At 56.8% G+C, this 21,899-nt stretch carries 19 protein-coding genes; 14 read left to right on the forward strand and 5 right to left on the reverse strand.

What is annotated here, in order from left to right; all coding sequences use genetic code 11:
* Window positions 1–252 precede the first annotated feature (252 nt).
* A complete protein-coding gene (locus tag HQL52_15510) occupies window positions 253–1,491 on the forward strand; it encodes a cytochrome c family protein (protein MBF0370856.1) in 1,239 nt (412 codons plus the stop codon).
* 60 nt (window positions 1,492–1,551) lie between these two features.
* Here HQL52_15510 and HQL52_15515 read toward each other — a convergent pair whose 3' ends face one another.
* Window positions 1,552–1,947, reverse strand: a complete 396-nt coding sequence (locus HQL52_15515; protein MBF0370857.1) for a type II toxin-antitoxin system VapC family toxin — start codon at window positions 1,945–1,947, stop codon at window positions 1,552–1,554.
* Entirely contained in the window at window positions 1,944–2,189 is a 246-nt protein-coding gene (locus tag HQL52_15520) for a type II toxin-antitoxin system Phd/YefM family antitoxin (protein ID MBF0370858.1), read from the reverse strand. The genes HQL52_15515 and HQL52_15520 overlap by 4 nt, the downstream gene beginning before the upstream one ends.
* 214 nt (window positions 2,190–2,403) lie before the next feature.
* On the opposite strand from HQL52_15520, the gene pyrR reads away from it, so the two are divergent.
* From pyrR to fusA, 5 genes are all read left to right on the forward strand, one after another.
* On the forward strand, window positions 2,404–2,943 hold the full coding sequence (gene pyrR / locus HQL52_15525; GenBank protein ID MBF0370859.1) for a bifunctional pyr operon transcriptional regulator/uracil phosphoribosyltransferase PyrR: 540 nt from the start codon (window positions 2,404–2,406) through the stop codon (window positions 2,941–2,943).
* Window positions 2,944–2,964: 21 nt separating this feature from the next.
* Entirely contained in the window at window positions 2,965–3,930 is a 966-nt protein-coding gene (locus tag HQL52_15530) for an aspartate carbamoyltransferase catalytic subunit (protein MBF0370860.1), read from the forward strand.
* A 112-nt stretch (window positions 3,931–4,042) separates the two neighbouring features.
* The gene (locus tag HQL52_15535; GenBank protein ID MBF0370861.1) at window positions 4,043–5,338 is read left to right on the forward strand and encodes a dihydroorotase; all 1,296 of its coding nucleotides are present in this window, start codon (window positions 4,043–4,045) and stop codon (window positions 5,336–5,338) included.
* A gap of 5 nt (window positions 5,339–5,343) precedes the next feature.
* Window positions 5,344–6,228 (forward strand): dihydroorotate dehydrogenase electron transfer subunit, encoded by an 885-nt coding sequence (locus HQL52_15540; protein ID MBF0370862.1) that lies wholly within the window; start codon window positions 5,344–5,346, stop codon window positions 6,226–6,228.
* A gap of 11 nt (window positions 6,229–6,239) precedes the next feature.
* The gene (gene fusA / locus HQL52_15545; protein MBF0370863.1) at window positions 6,240–8,321 is read left to right on the forward strand and encodes an elongation factor G; all 2,082 of its coding nucleotides are present in this window, start codon (window positions 6,240–6,242) and stop codon (window positions 8,319–8,321) included.
* Window positions 8,322–8,407: 86 nt separating this feature from the next.
* Here the strand turns inward: fusA and HQL52_15550 are convergent, their stop codons facing one another.
* A complete protein-coding gene (locus HQL52_15550) occupies window positions 8,408–9,577 on the reverse strand; it encodes a glycosyltransferase family 9 protein (GenBank protein MBF0370864.1) in 1,170 nt (389 codons plus the stop codon).
* A 939-nt stretch (window positions 9,578–10,516) separates the two neighbouring features.
* Between HQL52_15550 and HQL52_15555 the strand changes: the two genes are divergently transcribed.
* Window positions 10,517–11,902 (forward strand): hypothetical protein, encoded by a 1,386-nt coding sequence (locus HQL52_15555; GenBank protein ID MBF0370865.1) that lies wholly within the window; start codon window positions 10,517–10,519, stop codon window positions 11,900–11,902.
* A 511-nt stretch (window positions 11,903–12,413) separates the two neighbouring features.
* Here HQL52_15555 and HQL52_15560 read toward each other — a convergent pair.
* Complete coding sequence (locus HQL52_15560) at window positions 12,414–14,132, reverse strand: sulfotransferase (protein ID MBF0370866.1); 1,719 nt, start codon at window positions 14,130–14,132, stop codon at window positions 12,414–12,416.
* A 390-nt stretch (window positions 14,133–14,522) separates the two neighbouring features.
* Between HQL52_15560 and HQL52_15565 the strand changes: the two genes are divergently transcribed.
* The gene (locus tag HQL52_15565) at window positions 14,523–15,098 is read left to right on the forward strand and encodes a DUF3576 domain-containing protein (protein ID MBF0370867.1); all 576 of its coding nucleotides are present in this window, start codon (window positions 14,523–14,525) and stop codon (window positions 15,096–15,098) included.
* Between the two features lie 189 nt (window positions 15,099–15,287).
* Here the strand turns inward: HQL52_15565 and HQL52_15570 are convergent, their stop codons facing one another.
* Complete coding sequence (locus tag HQL52_15570; protein MBF0370868.1) at window positions 15,288–15,809, reverse strand: hypothetical protein; 522 nt, start codon at window positions 15,807–15,809, stop codon at window positions 15,288–15,290.
* Between the two features lie 207 nt (window positions 15,810–16,016).
* Here HQL52_15570 and HQL52_15575 point away from each other — a divergent pair, with 207 nt between their 5' ends.
* The 6 genes from HQL52_15575 (at window position 16,017) to argH (ending at window position 21,880) form a co-directional block, all read left to right on the forward strand.
* The gene (locus tag HQL52_15575; protein MBF0370869.1) at window positions 16,017–16,241 is read left to right on the forward strand and encodes a sulfurtransferase TusA family protein; all 225 of its coding nucleotides are present in this window, start codon (window positions 16,017–16,019) and stop codon (window positions 16,239–16,241) included.
* A 12-nt stretch (window positions 16,242–16,253) separates the two neighbouring features.
* The gene (locus HQL52_15580; GenBank protein ID MBF0370870.1) at window positions 16,254–16,736 is read left to right on the forward strand and encodes a DsrE/DsrF/DrsH-like family protein; all 483 of its coding nucleotides are present in this window, start codon (window positions 16,254–16,256) and stop codon (window positions 16,734–16,736) included.
* 131 nt (window positions 16,737–16,867) lie between these two features.
* Window positions 16,868–18,046, forward strand: coding sequence for an aspartate aminotransferase family protein (locus HQL52_15585; GenBank protein ID MBF0370871.1), 1,179 nt, complete (start codon window positions 16,868–16,870; stop codon window positions 18,044–18,046).
* Window positions 18,047–18,178: 132 nt separating this feature from the next.
* Window positions 18,179–19,138 carry an ornithine carbamoyltransferase gene (gene argF, locus HQL52_15590; GenBank protein ID MBF0370872.1) on the forward strand — a complete coding sequence of 320 codons (960 nt, stop codon included), beginning with the start codon at window positions 18,179–18,181 and terminating at the stop codon, window positions 19,136–19,138.
* A gap of 112 nt (window positions 19,139–19,250) precedes the next feature.
* On the forward strand, window positions 19,251–20,471 hold the full coding sequence (locus HQL52_15595; GenBank protein ID MBF0370873.1) for an argininosuccinate synthase: 1,221 nt from the start codon (window positions 19,251–19,253) through the stop codon (window positions 20,469–20,471).
* Between the two features lie 8 nt (window positions 20,472–20,479).
* On the forward strand, window positions 20,480–21,880 hold the full coding sequence (gene argH, locus HQL52_15600; protein ID MBF0370874.1) for an argininosuccinate lyase: 1,401 nt from the start codon (window positions 20,480–20,482) through the stop codon (window positions 21,878–21,880).
* Window positions 21,881–21,899 lie beyond the last annotated feature (19 nt).

Consider the following 21,899-nt stretch of genomic DNA (forward strand, 5'->3'; position numbering starts at 1 on the left):
CCGAAGAAGAGAGCGCCCACCAAGCCTTTCTCGCCCTCCTGCAAAAACAGTCCGGTGACTGCATCTGGATGCGGCAATAGCCAAGCCGAATATAAAACCCCTCAATCCCCCCCTGGAAACCGTTTCCCCTCTGGGGGATATCCTCTATTTTATTCTGTAAATGATCCACCCAAGCGGAACCATTCCCTCTCTGAACTCTCCAAAGAGGTCAGGCCCATCACAATTACTTATATAGCATGGAGACGATTTATGATGAGATTTCCCACTCCCATCGTTCTGGCAGCATTTATTTTTACATTCCTCATTGGCTTGGGCGGACCGACCTCCCAGGCCATCGCCGGCAAACGACCCCCCCTGCACCACGTCTCTGCCACCGCTTGTGGTGAATGCCATCAGGCCATTTTTCAGCAGTGGGCAGGCTCCATGCATGCCAACTCCACCGCGCTGAACGATCCCATCCACGGGGCCATGTATGGGGCCCTGGTCGGGGATCCCAAGCAGGAAGGGGCCAAGCACAAAAAATCGGGCAAATATCCCATCTGCCTCCAGTGCCATGCTCCCAACGCTGCTCGGGATGGTAAAACCAAGCTCGACGCCATGCCCGCTTATGCCGAAGGGGTCAACTGTGTAGCGTGCCACACCATCTCCAGCTTCAAGGGCACCAGCTCCCCGGAAGGTAAGCCCCAACTGGGTGCCAAGGCCTACGATTTTTCCGGCTCCAGCCTCCAGGGTCCCCACGGCGCTTTCAATGGCTCCGATGCGGTAGTTTCTCCTGGCTCCGGAACAGATGAAAAAGCCTCGAACCCCTTCCCCCATACCGGTAACGCAACCTTGTTTAAAGGAGGCGATTTTTGCCTGGGTTGCCACGATCAGCGGAAAAATCCCAACAAGGTGCCGGTCTGTGCCACCGGTCCGGAGTTGCGGGAGAGCGGCAACACCGTTATCTGCCAATCCTGCCACATGCCGGTAACGGACGGTTTTGCCAACCACGCCATGAGCGGTGGTCACGATCCCGCCATGATCAAGCGTGGGGTGATTTTGGATCTCAAGGCTGAAAAGAGCGATGGGGGTATCGCTGCCAAAGTGACCCTGACCAATCCTCTTGCACATAATTTTCCCACCGGCGCACCTTTTCGCAACGTGGTGCTGAAACTCACGGGGCTGGATGCCGATGGCAAAGTGGTCTGGAAAAATTTCCAGAAGAACGCCATGAAAGAGGACAAAAAAGCGGTGCTCATGCTCAAACTGGTGGGCAAGGATGGCAAGCCCATCGCTCCTCCGGCCGCAACCAAAATTGGTGGGGATTCCCGCTTGAAGCCTGCCGAAGTGCGGGTGCTTGACTACACCATCGATGCGGCGAATGTGGCCACGGTTCGGGCGGAGCTTTTCTACAACCTGCTCCCCCCGCCCATCATCAAGAAATTCGACGCCAAGCTCCCCCCGGAAGCCAAAACGCCGGTCTCCGTGGGTCGGGCGGAAGTACAGCTCTGAAACTCTGAACCAAGTGGTTGATCGCTGAAAAACAGGAAGGCCCGGATCCGGGAGGGGGTGTTACCAGAGGGTGGTGACTGCCCCATACTCCCGGATCCGGCCATCCCGGGTCACCAGGGTCATGTTTTTGTCGATGGCGGTGGCCACGATGAACCGATCCGCCGGATCATTCACCGGGAAATCAGCAAGATCCACCGAACGGATGGCCAAATGGGCATCCAGAGGTATGATCTCCAGAAATGGCACCTGGTCCGCCCGTGCAATCCACTCTTCCACCTCCATGGCCAAGGTCACCCGCCCCTTTTTTTTCAGCAAGGCGATCTCCCAGGCACTGACGGCTGAGACATAAATTTTATCGTGTTCCTTGGCAGCCATGATGGCTTGTAAGGCTCTTTGGGAGAGTTTTTCCGGATTGCTGAACCACCAAAGCCAAGTGTGGGTATCTATCATGATCATTTCAGGGCTTCCCAATCCTCAAGCCCTACCGGTTCCAGGGGATCCTTATATTCGATGACCGAATTGCGGAAAAAAGCCAAAGGGTCTGCCTCTTCTTCCATTTTCTCCTCCCCATAGGGGACGATTTTCAGCACCGGCTTGCCCCGGTGGGTGATGATCAGCTCCTCCCCCTTCTCCTCCACCTGCCGAAACCACTCCAGTGCCCGGGGCTTGAACTGGGATTTGGAGAGTCGTTTGGACATTGCGTGTGCTCCTTGTTTGATATGAAGTGACCATGGTCATGATAGCGTGGTCATGAAGGATCGACAATTCAATTTTCCCCTCTCTTTTCCATCCTTACTTTTGATGATCGCGGGATAGGGGGTCAAAGGGTCTGTTCCCTTTGGTCGAATGCTGGTAATGTGTGGTCGGGAAGAAACGGGATCAGGCAGGTGTGCCAGAGGGGATTGGGGATCCATGTCCAAGAGACGGGAAGAGACTTTACTTTCGGACGAAGAGACCCGAAAAATGATCGGGGAGCTCGCCCGTGCCATCGCTGCAGACATTACCCATCCGGAAAAACGGGTGATTGTGGGGATTCGTCGGGGGGGGGCCATTCTTGCGGAAATTTTGTGTGAGCAGCTGAAGGACATTTTCGGCAGCGCCTTTCCCATGGGTTTTCTGGACATCACCTTCTATCGGGACGATCTGAAAACCGTCGGACCCAATCCGGTGGTGGGGGCGACCGACCTCACCATGGATATCGACGATAAACGCATTATTCTGGTGGATGATGTGCTCTTTACCGGGCGCACCATCCGGGCTGCTCTGAACGCCCTGTTTGATTATGGCCGCCCGGAAATTGTCGATCTCATGGTGTTGATGGATCGGGGCCATCGACAACTTCCCATCCAGCCCGATTATCTCGGGCGTGCAGTCGAAACCGGAAATCAGGATACCATCAAGCTCCTTCGGGGGGCCGACAGCCGCCTTTCGGTGGTACGCCGCTACCTATAAAGAAGTGGACCGATTGAGGAGATGATCTCAGGACATTCCACCTGGAACCGGAAGCACCTCTTGGGCATGGAGGGGCTCAGCCGGGACGAAATCAGCACGCTGCTGGAGACAGCAGCCTCCATTCGTGAGATCAACCGTCGGGAAATCAAGAAGGTTCCCACCCTGCGTGGCCGGACGGTGATCAATCTTTTTTACGAAAATTCCACCCGAACACGCACCTCCTTCGAACTCGCCGGTAAGCGGATGAGTGCGGATGTGATCAACGTTTCGGTTGCGACCAGCTCGGTGGCCAAGGGGGAAACCCTCTACGACACCATGGCCAACCTGGAAGCGATGAATCCGGACGTGGTGGTGGTACGCCATCCCCAATCCGGGGCCAACGAATTTCTCGCCCAGCACCTGGATACCGCCATCGTCAACGCTGGAGATGGCCGCCACGAACACCCCACCCAGGCGCTTTTGGACATTCTCACCATCGACGACAACCTGCCCCGACTGGGCCGGGATAATTTTGAAGGCATGGAAGTAGCCATCTGTGGCGACTCCCTCCACTCCCGGGTGGCCCGCTCCAACGCCATCGCCCTGAAAACCCTGGGAGCGAAGGTTCGCTTCGTCGGCCCCCCCACCCTGATGCCCACCCGGGCGGAAGAGGCTTTTGGGGTGAAGGTTTACCACGATATGGACGAAGGGTTGGATGGGGTGCAGGTGGTGATGATGCTGCGTTTGCAGCGGGAACGCATGTCCGGTGGATTTTTTCCCAGTATTCGGGAATATTTTGAATTTTGGGGGTTGAGCCGGTCACGCTTGGCCAAGGCTGCGCCAGAAGCGATTGTGATGCATCCGGGACCGATGAACCGGGGGGTGGAGATCGCCTCGGATGTGGCGGACGATCCGGATCGGGCGGTGATTCTGGAGCAGGTGGCCAACGGCTTGGCGGTGCGCATGGCCATTCTCTATCGTCTCTGCGCCGGTCGCCGCAAGGATTGAGCCCGGAAGAGGGATCGTCGGGGAGAGAGTCACTATCCCGGGTAGCGCATGTAGTCAGTATCTAAGATTCAAGTAAACAGGGTGAATCATGGGATTGGATGCCGGTCACAATATGGAAGAGAACGAAGCCCCCGTTACCCTGATCAAGGGGGGGCGAGTGGTGGATCCGGCGGCCTCTTTCGATGCCACAGCCGATCTGCTCATCGTCGATGGGGTGATCCGGGAGGTGGGCCGGGTGGATCCTCCTGCCGGTTGCCGGGTGATCGATGCCGACGGTTTGACGGTGGCCCCGGGGCTGGTGGATATGCATGTCCACTTTCGGGAGCCTGGATTCGAATACAAGGAGACCATCGCCGGGGGATCCCAGGCCGCAGCGGCGGGAGGAGTTACTTCGGTGGCGGCCATGCCCAACACCGCCCCTGCCAACGACGACCCCAGCGTCACCGGCTACATGCTGCAAAAGGCCCGGGCCGCAGGATTGGTCAATCTCTATCCCATCGGGGCCATCACCAAAGGGCTCAAGGGCAAGGAGCTGGCTGAGATGGGGCTCCAGCAGCAGGCTGGCTGTGTGGCTTTTTCCGACGATGGCTATGTGGTGATGGATAGTGGTGTGATGCGTCGGGCCATGGAATATTCCCGGGCTTTTGGAGCGCTCATTATCCAGCACGCCGAAGATTCCGGCCTCTCCTGTGGCGGCTGCATGAACGAAGGGGTCCACTCCAGCCGGTTGGGTTTGCCGGGGATTCCTGTGGAGTCCGAAGAGGTGATTGTGGATCGGGATATCCGTCTGGCTGAGCTGACTGGCGGGCGCTATCACGTCGCCCACATCTCCGCAGCCGGGGCGGTGGCTGCCGTCGCCGCAGCTCGAAAAAAAGGGCTTCAGGTCAGCTGTGAAGCGGCTCCCCATCACTTTACCCTCACCGACGAAGCGGTGGTGGGTTACGATGCCAACTATAAAATGTCCCCCCCCCTGCGCAGCGGTATCGACCGTAACGCCATCCTGGAAGGGTTGGCCCGGGGAGATATTACCGCCATCGCTACCGATCATGCCCCCCACGAGCGGGATTCCAAACAGGTCGAATTTTGCCGGGCGGCCAATGGCGTCGTGGGTCTGGAAACCCTCCTGCCCTTGAGCCTGGATCTGGTTCGGGAGGGGGTGCTTGGCTTGATGGAAACCCTGGCCTGCCTCACCTGCAATCCGGCCCAACTGCTGGGGATCGATGGGGGGACTCTGGGGGTGGGTGCCAGAGCCGATGTGGTGGTGTTTGATCCCGATGAGGCGTGGGTGGTGGATCCAAGGCGTTTGCACGGCACGGCCCGCAACACCTGTTTTGCCGGGATCAAGGTCCGGGGGCGGGTGAAAAAAAGCCTTCTGGCCGGTCGCATTGTCCACAGCGACGGGAGATAAGGGCCATGGGGAGAGGGGTGATGGTTCGGGAGAGGGGCCAAGTGGTGGAAAACCAAGCCCTGGAAGGGGGATTTCACCGTCTGCGCCTTCATGCCCCCCGCACTGCTCACTCAGCCCAGCCAGGTCAGTTCATTCATCTCGACATCCACCCCGCACTCACCCTGCCGCGACCTTTTTCCCTGAATGGCGTCCATCCCGGAGAGGGGACTGTTGATCTCCTCTATAAGGTAGTCGGGGAGGGGACCGACCTCATGACCCGCTGGAAAAAGGGGGAGGTGGCGGGGGTTTTGGGCCCTATCGGTCGCCCTTTCACCCTGACCGGGGATTTCCGTCACGCTTGGCTGATTGCCGGTGGGGTGGGATTTGCACCGTTGGAATTTTTAGCCCGCCGACTGGTGGCCCAAGGGGTGAATGTCACCCTCTTTTTGGGGATTGAAGGGGGGTGCCCCTTTTCACTCTCCTCCTTGGAACTCCTGGGAATTCCAGTTCATCTGGCCAGTGTTGTGCCCGAGCCGGGCTATTTTCAGGGATTCGTCACCCAGCTGGTGGAGACGCGTTTCCATCAGCTTCCCGATGAAATGCGTTCGGATATTCATCTGTTCGCCTGCGGTCCCACCCCGATGATGAAAGCGGTCAGTCTTCTGGCTGGGCGAACCGGCCTCAGAGGGGAGATCTCCCTGGAGGAGCATATGGGGTGTGGGTTTGGTGGCTGTGCGGGCTGTGCCGCCCCCATTCGGAGTTCCCAGCAGGATTCATCCTCAGAAGCGCCACAAAATCCATCACCAGAAGCAGGACAAAATTGGAACTACCAGCGGGTCTGTGTTGACGGACCTGTTTTTGCCATCGACCAGGTGGCCTGGGAAAAGACGGAATCAGACCAACCACGCTAGGGAGGAATTCCATGACGACCGATATTACCCAGATCCGCAATATGGCCCTGATCGCTCCGGGCGGTGCGGGCAAGACTACCCTGGCGGAAGCCCTGCTTTTCAACTCCCAGGCCATTGAGCGATTGGGTGAGGTGGAAAAGGGCACCACGGTGATGAGTACGGAGCCCGAGGAGATCGCCCGGGGGATTACCATCACCACCCATCTGGGCCATATGACCTGGAAGGATCACCAAATCAACGTCGCCGACACCCCCGGCTATATCGATTTTTTGGAATCGACCCGGGGCACCCTGGCCGTGATGGGGGGAGCGGTGATGCTTTTTTCCGGTGTGACCGGCGTCAAACCCGAAAATGAGCGGCTTTGGGGTCTCACCAATGAGGCTTCGGTGCCGGTGATGGGTTTTATCAACAAGATGGACAAGCCCCGGGCCAATTTTATTCGCACCCTCGGTCAGATTGAGGAGACCTTGGGTCAGGCCACCTTGCCGTTGACCATTCCCATCGGTGCGGGGGAGACTTTCCGGGGGATCGTCGATCTCATTCCCATGACCGCCTGGTCCGCCAAGGATGGGGTTTTCACCCAGATCGACCTGCCTGAAGAGGCCCGGGCCGATGCCGAGCACTATCGTACGCAACTGGTGGAAAAGATTGTCGAGGGGGACGATGATCTGTTGGAAAAATATTTGGAAGAGGGAGAGGAGCCGGCTGAGGAGGAGTTGCACCGCTGCCTGCGGGAGGCGGTGATCACCCGGCGGATGATGGTGGTGTTTTGTGGTTCGGGCCGGGCCAACATCGGCGCACGAGCTTTGGCCAACGGTATTGTCGCCTATCTGCCGAGTCCTGTGGACAAGGCGGACATCCAACCTCTGGTGGGTGTGGATCCCACGGATGAGACCCGGGAAATTTCCCGCTCTCCCACTGCTTCGGATCCTTTTTCCGGGGTCATATTCAAGACCACCATCGATCCTTTTTCCGGACGCCTGTCGGTGTTGCGGGTTTTTTCGGGGGTGTTGGAGGCCGACAAGCCGGTTTATAACGGCACCCAGCGCAGGCGGGAGAAGGGGGGCCATCTTTATAAGCTGCAAGGCAAAGAGATGGTGCAGGTGAGTCGTCTGAGTGCCGGAGAGATCGGTGCGGTGGCCAAGCTGGAGAAGAGCCGCACCGGGGATACCCTCTGTCAGGCAGACAATCCCATCGACTATCCGGGGGTGGAATATCTGGATCCAGCCTCTTCTTTTGCGGTGGAGGTGGATCCCAAGACCGAAGAGAAGGCCTCTACGGGTCTGCTCAAATTGACCGAAGAAGATCCCACCCTGCGTTTTTATCGGGATCCTGAAACCAACGAGATGATTTTGGGTGGCATGGGCCAGACCCATCTGACGGTGATGTTGGATCGCCTGAAGCGTAAATATGGGGCGAATGCCACGCTTAAAACCCCCAAGGTACCCTATCGGGAGACGATCCTGGGTTCGGCCCGGGTGCAGGGCAAACTCAAAAAGCAGAGTGGTGGTCGGGGGCAGTATGGGGATTGTTGGGTGGAGATGTCACCCCAGCCCCGGGGAAGCGGTTTTGAGTTTGAGGATCGCATTGTCGGTGGTGTGATTCCCCGTCAGTTTATCCCTTCGGTGGAGAAGGGGATTCGGGAGGCGATGGGAGCTGGCATCATCGGGGGCTATCCGGTGGTGGATTTCAAGGTGGCTTTGGTGGATGGCACCCACCATTCGGTGGACTCCTCGGACAACGCCTTCAAGATTGCCGGTTCCATGGCGTTCAAAAAGGGGATGGAGGCGGCCCGTCCGGTTTTGCTGGAGCCCATCATGGCCATGGAGGTGACGGCACCCGATGATATTTTGGGGGATGTGATTGGTGACTTGAACAGCCGCCGGGGTCGTATCACCGGTATGATTCCCCAGGCGGGTCAGCAGACGGTCAAGGCAGAGGTGCCCATGGCGGAGGTGTTGGATTACGGCAACGTGCTCAACGCCCTGACTTCCGGCAGAGGTCTCTACACCATGCAGGTCTCCACCTACAGTGAGGTTCCCAGCCACATTGCCAGGTTGGTGCTGGAGGCGAAGGCCAAAGAAGAAAAATAGGATCTGAAGAGCAGCAGGATCGAAGCACGGGAAAAATCATGGCGGGCACATATGGAAAGTGTGCCCGCCATTTTTTTTGGTCAAAATCAGAGGGAAGTTCCCCTGGGCTTGCCGTTATCCGTCATGACCCGCCCCAAAGCCGCTGAAATGTCGTCCGCCGTAATCTCCCCAATCGCCTCATGGCGCTCCAAAATCACCGCAGCCGCAGCCCAGGGTCGCCATTGGGCGCTCACCCGGGCGGTTCGGCCGGAGATCACCACCGTTGGCAATCCCAAGGCGGCGGTGATATGGGCAGACCCCCCCTCAGCCGCCACCGCAGATTCACAGCGGGAGACTTCTTGAATAAAGGCGGAAACGGAATCGGTGGCCTGATAGATCACCCCCTTTTCTTTTTCCAGGGCGCGAAGGGGATGATCGGGTGAGGTGAGGAATAGCCGGATTTCGGTGATCCCATTTTTTTGGCGCAGTCTTTCCAGCAGCAGCCGATATTTTTCCAGGGGGTAGCGGTTGGCTTTTCGGGGAACATCCGGGCAGAGGGCCAGCACCCCGGGTGTGGGGGGATGGGGCCGGGTCATGGTGGCCCAGGGGAGGGGATCGGGGAGGGTGAACCCCCCCAGCTTCAGCACCTGGGCTGAGGAGGTGACCTGGTGTTGGTTGGGATGATCCACTGGGGGGTTGGCGGCATCAAAGATGAGATCATAGATCTGCCCTTTGGGGGAGCTGGTGCCGATTCGGTAGCGACCGCCGCTGAACCAGGCGATCAACGCCGCCAGGGAGGAGTAGCCGCCGATCACCACCACCTGATCGAAGTGGATGGCCCTGAGAGTACGCAGCAACGGGTGGAAGGGGAGCCCGATGCGGCCCAGGTAGATTTTATCATCCAGTATGTGGAGCTGGTCGATGCCGGGGGCGTTTTGGAAGATCACGGCATTATAGGGGTTGGCCAGGAGGTGGACTTCCAGCTGGGGGTCGCTCTTTTTCAGCACTTCGATCAGCGGTAGCACACAGACGGCATCCCCCAGACGGTTGCGGCGGATGAGGAGAATGCGTCTGGTTGGATCGGGGAGGGGTTTTTGGCCACGAAAGCGGCGGATCAGGAGATAGACCCCCCGCAACAAAAACCGCTCCAGATCCAGGACGGGCTGCTTGATCCAGTCGATGGGTTTTTTCATCCGGTCGAAATAGGACATGCCGATGGATCCTTCAGCAAAGGGTGGCCGACTCCTTCCGGTCTTATCCCGGAGGATGGCCAGCATGTAACCATGGCCCCATCTCCCAGGCAAGTTCTTCAGCTCTTTTGGGGGCTGCCTTCCTGGCACGGTGCTCTTTGAGGTGTGACACTTTATCCACAATCGATCATATATTGGGCTCAACCGCTTGATATTAAAAAAGAATCATTCTCTTTTCGGTGTAAACAGGGTGTGAAAAAAGGCAAAAATGGCCGCATTTATCGATCAAGGGGTGATCATATGAGGCCGATAAGAGACACCTGGGGGGAGAAAAGTTACACTAATGCCCCGGATTTTGCCCTTGTATACCGATGGGAGGAGGGTGTGGGGGAGGGAGTGTGGCATATTTATCAGTGTGAGCCATGCGTGTCTTTTTTCCCACAAGGGGCTATTGGGGCTCTTCAGAGGGGTGTGGTTGCGCAGAATGGTCCCAGGCCAAGGGCTGTCATGGCAGGGGGGTGTCGGAAAAGCCACACCTTAACCCCCGGAAACTTTCGGCAAGGTCAATTCCCTGACAAGCCACCAGTGGGCGCCACAGACCTTGCAGTTAAAAGTTCTTTTTAAACAGTAAGTTATAACAAGTATTTGGTTTTGGCCCCGGAGTTGCTTAGTAGAGATCCGTCGTTCAATTCCAAGGGCGGGACGCTGAAAACGGGAAGAGATTCCAGGCTTCAGCGTCCCAATCCCTGGGGAGGGAGGACAACCCCAACAACAGGTTGGACCTGAGCCACCACCGGTCAGGAAAAAAAATGCAGAGGTTGATTTTTTTTTCTTGACGGTGAGACGCAGAACGCGATATAAGGTTCGACATTGTTGCGAAAGAGCAACAGGTGTGTTGCAAAAAGACACACAGGCAGCACACAGAAAGTTAAGCAGGAAAGACCTAAGCAGTTTAACGAAAAAGTTCCCGGGGCGGGGGTTCTGGGAGCGACACTCTAAAGCAGTACATACTTAAGGAGAACAAAAATGAAGAAGTCTATGATTCTTGGTGCGGCCGCTCTGGCTGCGATGGCTTTCGCTCCCGGCATGGCTGATGCAGGCGGTCCTGTTGTGGGCAAGTGGAAGAAAAAAGGCGACAACGTTTCCATGGGCGGCTACTACTTCTTCCGCGTCCAAGACACCGACAACACCCTGGCTGATGACGCTTCCATCCGTGACGAGCAGCGCTGGTGGGCCCACCGTCTTGAGCTTCAAATGGACTTCACCGTGAGCAACAAGACCCACGCTCACATGGTGACCCGCGTTGTCGACAGTGGTATGGTTGAAGGTGCTCACGGCCACTCCAACAACAACAACGTTGGCGGCTCACAAGCCACCGATGGTGGTGACTGGGACATCCGTCAGCTCTGGTTGGAAACCGAAGCTTGGGGTTTTGGTGTGAAAGTCGGCGACATGCCCCTTTCTTTGAACGACAAGATTCTCGTCAACCACGACACCACCTCTTTCGGTACCATCATGCTGTCCCGCACCTTCGGCGACATCACCGCTGTCCTGGCCAACGTGCGTTGGGATGAGGGTAACGCTTCCGGTCTGTCCGAGAATGACACCACCCGCGGCGCCGACGACGATGACATTGATCTCTACTTCTTGACCTTGCTCGGCGAGATGAATGACATCAACCTGCAGTTCACCGCCGCTTACATGGATGCCCAAGAAGGTTCCAACCTCTTGGCTACCCTGGCCGACACCGGCGTTGCCAACGGTTCCGACACCAACAACCACTGGTTGGCTTTGACCGCCAACACCATGATCTCCGGCATCGATCTGACCGGTACCGTGATCTGGGAAGGTGGCTGGGACAACGCTACTTCCGCCGGACAGGCTGAAGAGAGTGACTTCCTGGCTGCTCTGCGCGCCAAAGGTAAGACCGGCTTCGGCGGATGGAATGCTTATGCCTTCTATGCTGGCGAAGACTTCGACAACATCGTTGACAGCAAGCAGGGCTGGTCCGCTACTTGGGACAACGGTGGCCCCGGCGGTGTGGATCTGATGGGTGCCCATGGTTTCACCGATCTGACCGAGAACACCACCGGTGACAACGCCATTGCCAATCTCTCCAACAGCGAGAACATGACCGGTATCGGCGCTGGCCTCACCTTCAACGCTGGTGGCTGGACGATCAACCCCATGCTCGACTACGCTTCTGTCGTCGAGGAAGACCTGAACGACAACGGTATCTCCGACTTCGCTGCTGACAGCGCCTGGGGCGGTACCCTCAAGGTCTCCACCAAGCTGGACACCAACACCACTCTGTACCTGCAAGGCACCTATGTCGATCCCGACGAGACGGCTGATAACGCCAACGTCGACGACATGTACCTGCTGGAAGCTGCCGTCAAGATGGCCTTCTAAGTCAGCCATTTTGTTGTAGCAGTCGCATGATGATTCAAAGGGGGGCTTCGGCCCCCCCTTTTTTTTGTTTGAATTTTTTGATCGCTCTACATCTCTGATCCCCCCCGTTTTTCCCGATCCCACCGTTTTACCGATCATCCGAACCAAATCAAGCAGCAGATGACTCTGCCATTCTCCCGATCCTACTGTTTCACCAATCAAATAAACCAAATCAAGTACCCATGTAGGATGTGGTTAGCTGTGCGAACCGCATCATTTTTTCCAAGCAAATCCTCACATCAACCATCCATTGGGTTTACACAACCTGAGAGGGTCCGGTTCAAATATCTGCGAAAGCGATCCAACGATGCGGTTCGCACGGCTCACCACATCCTACATAGCTGCAAATATTGAATATTTTGTGGATTTTGATTTTTACCGGGAGAATGTGGTGAGCATATAAAAGCCACGCCCACCCTGGCGTTTATCCTGGTAAGGCTAATGAACCTTCAGGATGCGAGGCAGAAACAGGCTATTGGGCCAGGTTTTCCCGGAAAGGAGCCAGAAAGGCTTCATAATTTCGCCACCGCTCCACCGCATGGCGATAGAGGGGTTGGCGCACCTGCCAGGAGCTGGCGGTGGCGACTGTGCGTGGATTTTGGTGAAAAGTGAGGCATGCTGCATCCCATTGGAGGCCTAAAAAGGCAACCAGCTGTTTGGAACTTCCTTCGAGATCCGCTACCACATCCTCATAGTGGATGGTAAGGAGGCGGTCGGGGAAGATATTTTGCCAGTGAGTGGCCAGTTTTTCGTTGGCATTGAGAAAATGAGCGATATCGGCCAGGTCGTAGCAGTAGGGATGGCGATGGCTGAAATCCTGAAAATAGAGGGAGAGAGCCAGATCCATGGGACGGCGTCGGCAATGAATCACCCGGGCTTGGGGAAAAAGTTTGAAAATCAATCCCAGATGGAAAAAATTGTCGGGTAACTTGTCGATCACCCTTAAAGCTGAAAGAGGAGCGTCCCGATTGAGGCGCGCCAGATAAGCTTCAGCCAGGGATTGGGCCTCATCAGAACGGAGATCTCGCGCCGATTCGGGAAAAGAGTGATCCGAATCCCCAAGAGGGGCAAGTTTTTGAGCCAGTTGCGGGAGGGTGGATAGCTCCCCCGCACCAAAAATCTGGGGGTGGGAGGCGAGAATCTGCTCAACCAGGGAGGTGCCGGAGCGGGGCGCGCCGAGAATAAACACCGGCTGCTCTGATGGATCACCAAAATCACCCCCTGAAAAATAGTTTTCTGAAAAAATAGCGATGTTTCGCGCTACCAGGCGGTGATGATCCTCGGGGGAGAAGGGGTGTTGGCGACGACGAATCCCGTTGGCCTGCTGATAATGGTGGAAGGCATCCGACCAGTTGCCACAGTCATCGTGCATTTTTCCCAGAGCAAAATGGCAGTGGGCAGCGGTGGCGTCGGTGATTTGCGGCTGGTTGAAAACCCTCTGTACGGCGAGGAGATCTTTGCGATCCGCTGCTGAAAATCGGCGGACGTGGGCGAGGGATTGAATCGCCTCCCCATAATCGCGTTTGAGTGCCCAGGCTTTGCGAAAGGCCGCTTCCGCTTCAACGGCTTGACCCTGGTGCTGGAGGCAGACTCCCAGATTTTTGTGGACTTGGGGCAGATGGGGGTCGCACTCAATTCCTTTGGTAAAGGCTTGGGCGGCTTCCTCGGTTCGATCACAGGCTTTCAAACATTGGCCCAGATTGAGCCACAGGCTAGCGGTGCCAGGATGGTGGTGCAGGGCATTTTTTAGAAGTTTTTCAGCGGTTTCATGAAGCCCTGAACGGCGCAAAAGGTGGCCCAGATTGTTGATGGCCTGGAGGTTGCCCGGGGCGATGGCAAGCTCTTTTTCAAAAGCGGCTCGGGCCTTTTCCAGGGCGTTTTTTTTGAGATGGATGAGGCCCAGGGTATTGTGAAAACCGGGGTGAAGGGGGCTTGCTAAAATCGCTTTTTGAATGCGGGTCAAGGCCCGGTCCAGCTGTTGGCGCGCCAGGGAAAGGGCGGCCAAAATATGCAGCGCATCGGGATGCTGGCGCTGGATTTTGAGAATTTTTCGGCAGAGTCCTTCGGCTTGGTCCCATTGACCTTGGGCGTGGAGATGGGCCGCTTTTTTCAACAGCTCGGGAATGGCCCGGGCCTTCCGACCGCCGGAGCTTGCCTGCCTGGGCAGGGGGGGACTCTTTTTTCCACGCATGGGGCGTATCCCATTTATTTCTGGGCCGGTTTTTCCGGGTGGTGTTTTCATCCGGCTGTCATTGACCCAATAATTTACCAATAATTGCGGCCAATAACTACGCGTGACAGGGTCATGACACACCCGCCAAGCCACGCCACACTCTGATCTTTACCGGGAAAAATGTCAGCAGAGTCTGGATGGTTAACCCTTTAAGTCATCCGTTTTTTTGTCTATTCGGCCCTGGTTCGACCCAACCGGCCCGGGATAGGGGGTTTTTCCCTGGCACATGATGTTTTCAGAGGCCGATTTATCTGCTACGATTGGGCTCGGATTGAAACCGGAAAAACAGACACAGGCCGAAAACCTTTTTTCCCCCGGGTTTCTCACACTTGTAAGGTGATTGACGAGATGAACGGAAAAATTTTAACCACCGTCCTCCTGGGCCTGGCTTTGGCCACCTCCGGCTGCTCTTCAAAAATTTGGAGCAGCCCCAACAAGGTGGATGAGCACAAGCTTTCCCAGTTTGGCAAAAAAAATGTTCTGGATGAAGCCAGAGAGACCGGGGATTATAACTCCGCGGCTGACGCTGGTGAGGACAGCTTTTTTTCTTTTGGAGCGGGTAACAGCAGCGGCAGCAGCGGGATTTTTGGTGGCGGTGGCAGTTATGTCTCCAGCCAGGAGGAGGTCCGGGCCGAAAAGCTCTATCAGGGGGCACTGGACGTGGTGATGGATCTGCCCATCCAGGTGGCAAGCCGCTCTGGTGGATTTATCTCCACCGACTGGAAGGTCAACCCCCGAGACGCCAATTCACGCTATCGCTTGAACATCCGGGTCTCCGGGGTGGAGCCCTATGGGGAGGTTCGGGTGGTGGTTCTCAAGCAGGAGTTGATGGGCGGTGAGTGGACAGATCGCCCGGCAGACAAAAATTTGAGCCGTCAGATTGAAAAAGCGGTGCGCAAAAAAGCCGAGGTGATCCGCTTTTAATCCAGCCGATTTTACCCGCTGTCCGACCTGGACTGGTGGGACCGGTGGGGTTGGCTGATGTTTCCACCGGCTGACATTTCCAGGGGCTGGTCTTTCCTCCCCTGGATACACATAAAATCAAGCCTTGAATCATTGGCTCAAGGCTTGATTGTCGGTTTCTTCTCAACCCGGATCTGTTTCTTCGGTGGATTAAGCGACGGTGGTATCCGCTCTGTTTCGGCCCGGTGGATTGAGGGGCAGCGGCAGAGTGAGGGTGAGGTTGGTGCCGCTGACCGGTGGGGTGAGGGGCTCGAATTTGCCGTCGACGATATCGACGAAGATCAGACTGCGCCCCGACCTTTCAATCCGGTTCAGAATGGCGTTGGCGATATTGCCGGTGGCGTGGGTGAGGCAGATGCCATATCCGGCATCTTCGGAAGCGATGATGGAAAAAAGCTTGATGGACTGGGCCATCTTTGCCAGGGGGTCGTCTTTCAGATAACCCATCTCGATGAGGCCGTCAGCCGCACCGCATACGACTGCTGGATAGTGGCCCCGGTCCCGATGATATTCCAGGCAGGCATGGCTCAGGGAGAGGAAGAGACCCAGGAGGACAGTGGTTTCATCGTTGGGCAGCTCTTTATCGGTGATTTGCTCCCGAAGCTCTTTGAGTTTGACCAAAAACCATAAAATGGCCGTGAGAAAAATGACAGATAGCAGGATAGTGGTCATGGGCTCCAGGGGGTTTGGTGGGATTGATCGGTTGGGTTCGATGGGGCTTTCATGGCATTTTGTCCCCGAGAGATGGAATTGGCCCTTGCTAAATTCAACTATAAAAAATAAAAAATAATTTGCAACCGCAAGCGATGCGATTAGGATAACTAGACTTGGTTCTCCCAACCAACACCCACATCAACGACATTCTGGAGGTGCACAATAATGGCTGACAAAACCCTGGACGCCAAAGGACTCAACTGCCCCCTGCCCATCCTGAGAGCCAAAAAGGCCCTCAAAGGAATGGAAGGCGGCCAGATTTTGGCGATTGAGGCGACGGACCCCGGTTCCGCCAAAGACTTCGAGTCGTTCTGCAAACAGACCGGCAACGAGCTGGTCAAGGCGTCTGAGTCTGGTGAAGTCTTCTACTACGAGATCCGCAAGGTATAGAGGAGAAGGCGCATGTCCGACCAGAAAAAATTGGCCATTATCGCCACCAAAGGGACGCTTGATTTTGCCTATCCACCCTTGATCCTGGCCACCACGGCGGCGGCGCTGGATTATGAAGTGACCATCTTCTGGACTTTCTATGGGCTTCAAGTCCTGAAAAAGGATCGTAACCTCAAGGTTTCGCCTCTGGGCAATCCGGCCATGCCCATGAATCCAGCCCCGGATTGGATGATTCCCAACGTTCTGATGACCATGCCCTTCGTCGAAGCGGGAGCCACCGCCATGATGAAGGCCAAGATCAAGAGCAAGGGGGTGGCCTCCATTGACGACCTCATGGAAATGGCTATTGAGTCCGATGTTCACAACATCGCCTGTCAGATGACCGTCGACCTGTTCGACTTCAAGCACGAAGAGCTGATCGATGGCTTGGAATATGCCGGTGCCGCCCGCTTTTTCGAGGTGGCTCAGGAGGCGGATATCACCCTCTTCATCTGATCTTTTCCCGCTCCAAAAAAAGCCCGGTCTGTTACAGGACCGGGCTTTTTTTGATTTGGGGGGAGGCAAGCGTTGTAAAAGTTTCCATTATTGGTTAAAAAGTAAGTTTTTCCAAAGTTTCGGAGCGGGCCATGAATCGAGCCAGCCAGTCAGCAGTCATGTCTACCTACGGTCGCTATCCCGTCGCTTTCGTGCGGGGGGAAGGGTGTCGCCTGTGGGATGAAGCCGGGCGGGAATATATCGATTTTCTCGCTGGAATCGGGGTAAACAACCTGGGCCACTGCCATCCGAGTGTGGTCAAGGCGGTCCAGGAACAGTCCGCCCGGTTGATCCACACCTCCAATCTTTATTGGGTGCCCAACCAGGAGGCTCTGGCTGAAAAGCTGACCTCTTCCTGCTTTGCTGATCAGGTCTTTTTCTGCAACAGCGGGGCGGAAGCCAACGAGGCGGCCATCAAGCTTGCCCGAAAATATATGCGGGATAACGGTCACCCGGGCCGTTTTGAAATCATCACCACCCACGGGGGGTTTCATGGCCGTACCCTGGCCACCCTCACCGCTACCGCCCAAGAAAAGGTCCAGCGGGGGTTTGATCCCCTGATGCCCGGTTTTCGTTACGTGCCTTTCAACGATATCCAGGCCATTGAGCGGGCCATCAGCTCCTATACTGCGGCCATCCTGGTGGAGCCCATCCAGGGGGAGGGGGGCGTGGTGATTCCGGATGACGGCTATCTGGATGCCCTGCGGGAGATCGCCGACCGCCACGAACTTTTGGTGATTTTGGACGAAGTGCAGACCGGTATGGGGCGGACCGGTCGCCTGTGGGGCCATCACTGGAGCGGGATGGTGCCGGATATCATGACCTCTGCCAAGGGAATCGCATCGGGGCTGCCCATGGGGGCGTGTCTGGCCAAGGACAAGGTCGCAGATTCTTTCACGCCAGGCACCCACGGCACCACCTTCGGCGGTAACCCCCTCTCGGCAGCAGCGGCTCTGGCCACTTTTTCGGTCATGACCCAAGAGGGGATGTTGGAGGAAGTGGCCGCCAAGGGGGCCTATCTCCTGGCGCGGCTCAACCGGATCAAGGATCGATTCAAGTTGGTCAAAGAGGCCCGGTGCCGGGGGCTCATGGCGGCACTTGAGCTGAACACCCCGGCGGAAGAGGTGGTGGCGACGGCTCTTTCCAGGGGGCTTTTGATGAGCTGTCAGATGGGGACCATTCTGCGCTTTTTGCCCCCACTGACCGTGACCCGGGAGGAGATCGACCGGGCCATGGATCTCCTGGAAGGCGTATTGAACGATCATTTTTGACCGGATCACCCCGGCAAACGGGTTTTTCCCGGCTTCCCGATCTTTTGGTTTTTTGGTGGGAGCCATACCAAACCCATGGCGGGGGCCGCTCCACAAGGATTGACCGATCCACCAGAAACGGGTTTGACCAACATGGCGGAAAAAAGTCGAGAAAAACGCGATCTGCTCTCCCTGGCGACGGTAAACGGTGAAGAACTGGACCGTCTTTTCCGGCGTGCTGCGTGGCTGAAAAAATCCCTGCTGGAGGGAGCGACCACCCATACCCTGAAAGGTCGGGTGTTGGGGATGCTCTTCGAAAAGGCTTCCACCCGCACCCGGGTCTCCTTCGAGGTGGGCATGTTCCAGCTGGGGGGGCATGCACTGTTTCTTTCGGCCAAGGATCTGCAATTGGGTCGGGGGGAGGCGGTTTCCGACAGTGCCCGGGTGCTGTCGCGATTTTTGGACGGCCTGATGGTGCGCACCTTCGAGCACAAAAATGTCGAAACCATGGCCCACTATTCATCGGTACCGGTGATCAACGGCCTCTCCGACGATTTTCATCCCTGTCAAATTTTGGCCGATATCTTTACCTACCAGGAGCATCGCGGGGGGATTCGGGGGCGGACGGTGGCCTGGGTGGGGGATGGCAACAACATGGCCAACACCTGGATTCAGGCGGCGGCCAAGTTGCGTTTTCACCTGATGCTGGCCTGCCCGGAAAATTATGATCCCCCTCCCAGCTTGATGGAAGCGGCCCGGCAGGAGATTGGCAGCGACGGGGATGGCTCCATCACCCTGGTGCGAGATCCCAAAGAAGCGGTCATTCGAGCTGACCTGGTCACCACCGATACTTGGACCTCCATGGGCCAGGAGTCCGAGCGGCAGCGGCGTTTGCGGGCTTTCCAGGGTTATCAGGTGGATGAAGCCTTGATGAAACTGGCGGCACCCGATGCCCTGTTCATGCACTGCCTGCCGGCCCATCGGGGGGAGGAAGTGAGCGCTGCAGTGATGGATGGTCCCCAATCGGTGATTTGGGATGAGGCTGAAAACCGCCTTCACGTTCAAAAAGCGATATTGGAGTGGCTTTTGGGTTTTGGACTCTACGACGAATAAACATCTCGGTCTTTCGGGGTGGGTGGCAGGTGTAAATCAGCCACCACATCAGCCCTGCTCATTCGTGGCAGGTGTGATCCATCAATACAGGTAAGTGAAGGGAAATATCAGGATGGCGGATCAGGTGAACAAAGTGGTGTTGGCCTACTCGGGCGGCCTGGATACCTCTATTATTCTCAAATGGTTGCAGGATCACTATCAGTGTGAAGTGGTGGCCTTTGCGGCTGATCTGGGTCAGGGTGAGGAGCTGGAAGAGGCCCGTATCAAGGCTGAAAAGATGGGGGTCAAGGAGATCTTCATCGATGATTTGAAAGAGGAGTTTGTTCGGGATTTTGTCTTTCCCATGTATCGGGCCAACGCCCTCTACGAGGGGGTCTATCACCTGGGCACCTCCATCGCCCGCCCCCTGATCGCCAAGCGTCAGATCGAAATAGCCAACTTGACCGGCGCGGAGGCGGTTTCCCACGGGGCCACCGGCAAAGGGAACGATCAGGTGCGTTTTGAGCTGGGCTATTATGCCCTGCGCCCTGACATTCGGGTGATCGCTCCTTGGCGGGAGTGGGATTTGAATTCCCGGGAAAAGCTCTTCGCCTATGCGGAAAAACATGGCATTCCGGTCCCCACCAGCAAGCGGGGGAACGTCCCCTATTCCATGGATCGCAATCTCCTGCACCTCTCCTTTGAAGGCAACGCCCTGGAAGATCCCTGGCAGGAGCCTGACGAAGAGATGTTTATGCTTTCGGTCTCTCCGGAAAAGGCGCCGAACAAGCCGACTTATGTGGAGATCAGCTTTGAAAAAGGCGATCCGGTAGCTCTCGATGGGGAAAAAATGACCCCGGCCACACTCCTCACCCGCCTCAATCAACTGGGGGGAGAAAACGGCATCGGTCGGTTGGATCTGGTGGAAAACCGCTATGTGGGGATGAAGTCCCGGGGGGTGTATGAAACCCCTGGCGGCACCATCATGGGGGTGGCCCACCGGGCGATGGAATCCCTGACTCTGGATCGGGAAGTGGCTCACCTCAAGGATGAACTCACTCCCCGCTATGCGAGCCTGGTCTACAATGGCTACTGGTTCAGCCCGGAGCGGGAGATGCTGCAATCGATGATCGATGCCAGCCAGGCTTTTGTTTCGGGGGTGGTGCGGGTGAAGCTTTACAAGGGCAACGTGATGGTGGTGGGGCGCAAGTCCGACTATTCCCTGTTTGAGCCGGCCATTGCGACCTTTGAGGATGACCAGGGGGCCTATGATCAGTCGGATGCGGGGGGGTTCATCAAATTGAACGCTCTGAGAATGCGCATCGCCAAGCAACTGCGCCCCAAGGGATCTTGACCCGGACCATGGGTGATAAAAACAGCTCCACCAAACTTTGGGGCGGGCGTTTTTCCGGCCCCACCGACGCCTTTGTCGAGGCCTTCACCGCCTCCATCCACTACGACTCCAGGCTCTACCGCCAGGATATTCTGGGCTCCCGGGTTCATTGTCGGATGTTGGCTCGCCAGGAGATTATTCCCCCGGGGGATGCCGAGGCGATTTTGGCAGGGCTTGATCGGGTGGAGGGGGAGCTGGAAGAGGGCAAGCTGCCTTTCAAAACCTCCCTTGAAGATATCCACATGCATGTGGAGAGCCGCCTGCGGGAGTTGATCGGTCCGGTGGCGGGGAAGCTCCACACCGCCCGCTCCCGCAACGATCAGGTGGCGACCGATTTGCGGCTTTATCTCCGGGAGGAGGTGGATGCGATTCGGGGGGAGATCCTCCGCATGCAGCGCAATCTCGTCACCTTGGCCGAAGCCCACACCGAAACGGTCATGCCGGGATTTACCCACCTGCAAAATGCCCAGCCCATCAATTTTGCCCATCACCTGCTGGCTTATGTGGAGATGCTGGATCGGGATCGGGCGCGGTTTGGGGAGCTGCACAGCCGCATCAATCAACTGCCGTTGGGCTCTGCGGCGCTGGCGGGTACCCCTTTTCCGGTGGATCGGGCTTGGGTCGCCGAAGAGCTGGGCTTTGAGGGGATTTGCGAAAATTCCCTGGATGCGGTGTCGGATCGGGATTTTGCCATTGAGCTGAATGCCCATTCAGCCCTTTTGATGATGCATCTTTCCCGTTTTTCCGAAGAGCTGATTCTCTGGGTCTCTCCGGCTTTTGGTTTTGTGGGGCTGGCGGACGCTTTTTGTACCGGCTCTTCCATCATGCCCCAGAAAAAAAATCCCGATATTCCGGAGCTTGTCCGGGGCAAGACGGGTCGGGTGTATGGCAATCTGATGGCGCTCCTCACCCTGATGAAGGGTTTGCCCCTGGCTTATAACCGGGACATGCAGGAGGACAAAGAGCCGATTTTCGATACCCTGGATACCGTGCAGGGCTCTTTGCGGGTGATGGGAGATCTGGTGCCGGGGATTTCGGTAAATAAAGCCGCCATGTTGAAAGCCGCCGGGGAGGGATTCACCACGGCGACGGATCTGGCCGATTATCTGGTACGCAAGGATATCCCCTTCCGGGAAGCCCACGAAATAACCGGGCGTATCGTCGCTATCGCTGTGGAGAAGGGGTGCACTTTGGAGGAGATGACCCTCAGCCAGTTGCAGGGGGTCGATTCCCGGATTGATGGGGATGTCCATGCCGTGCTCACCGTCACCGCCTCGATGAATGCCCGCAGGAGCTTGGGGGGGACGGCTACGGAAGCGGTGGCCAAAGCGGTGGCCAAAGCCAAAGGACGCTTGCAGAATTTGGTTTAATTTGGGATATTTGGCGGTC

It is taken from the genome of Magnetococcales bacterium (assembly GCA_015232395.1).
Taxonomy (GTDB): Bacteria; Pseudomonadota; Magnetococcia; order Magnetococcales; family JADFZT01; genus JADFZT01.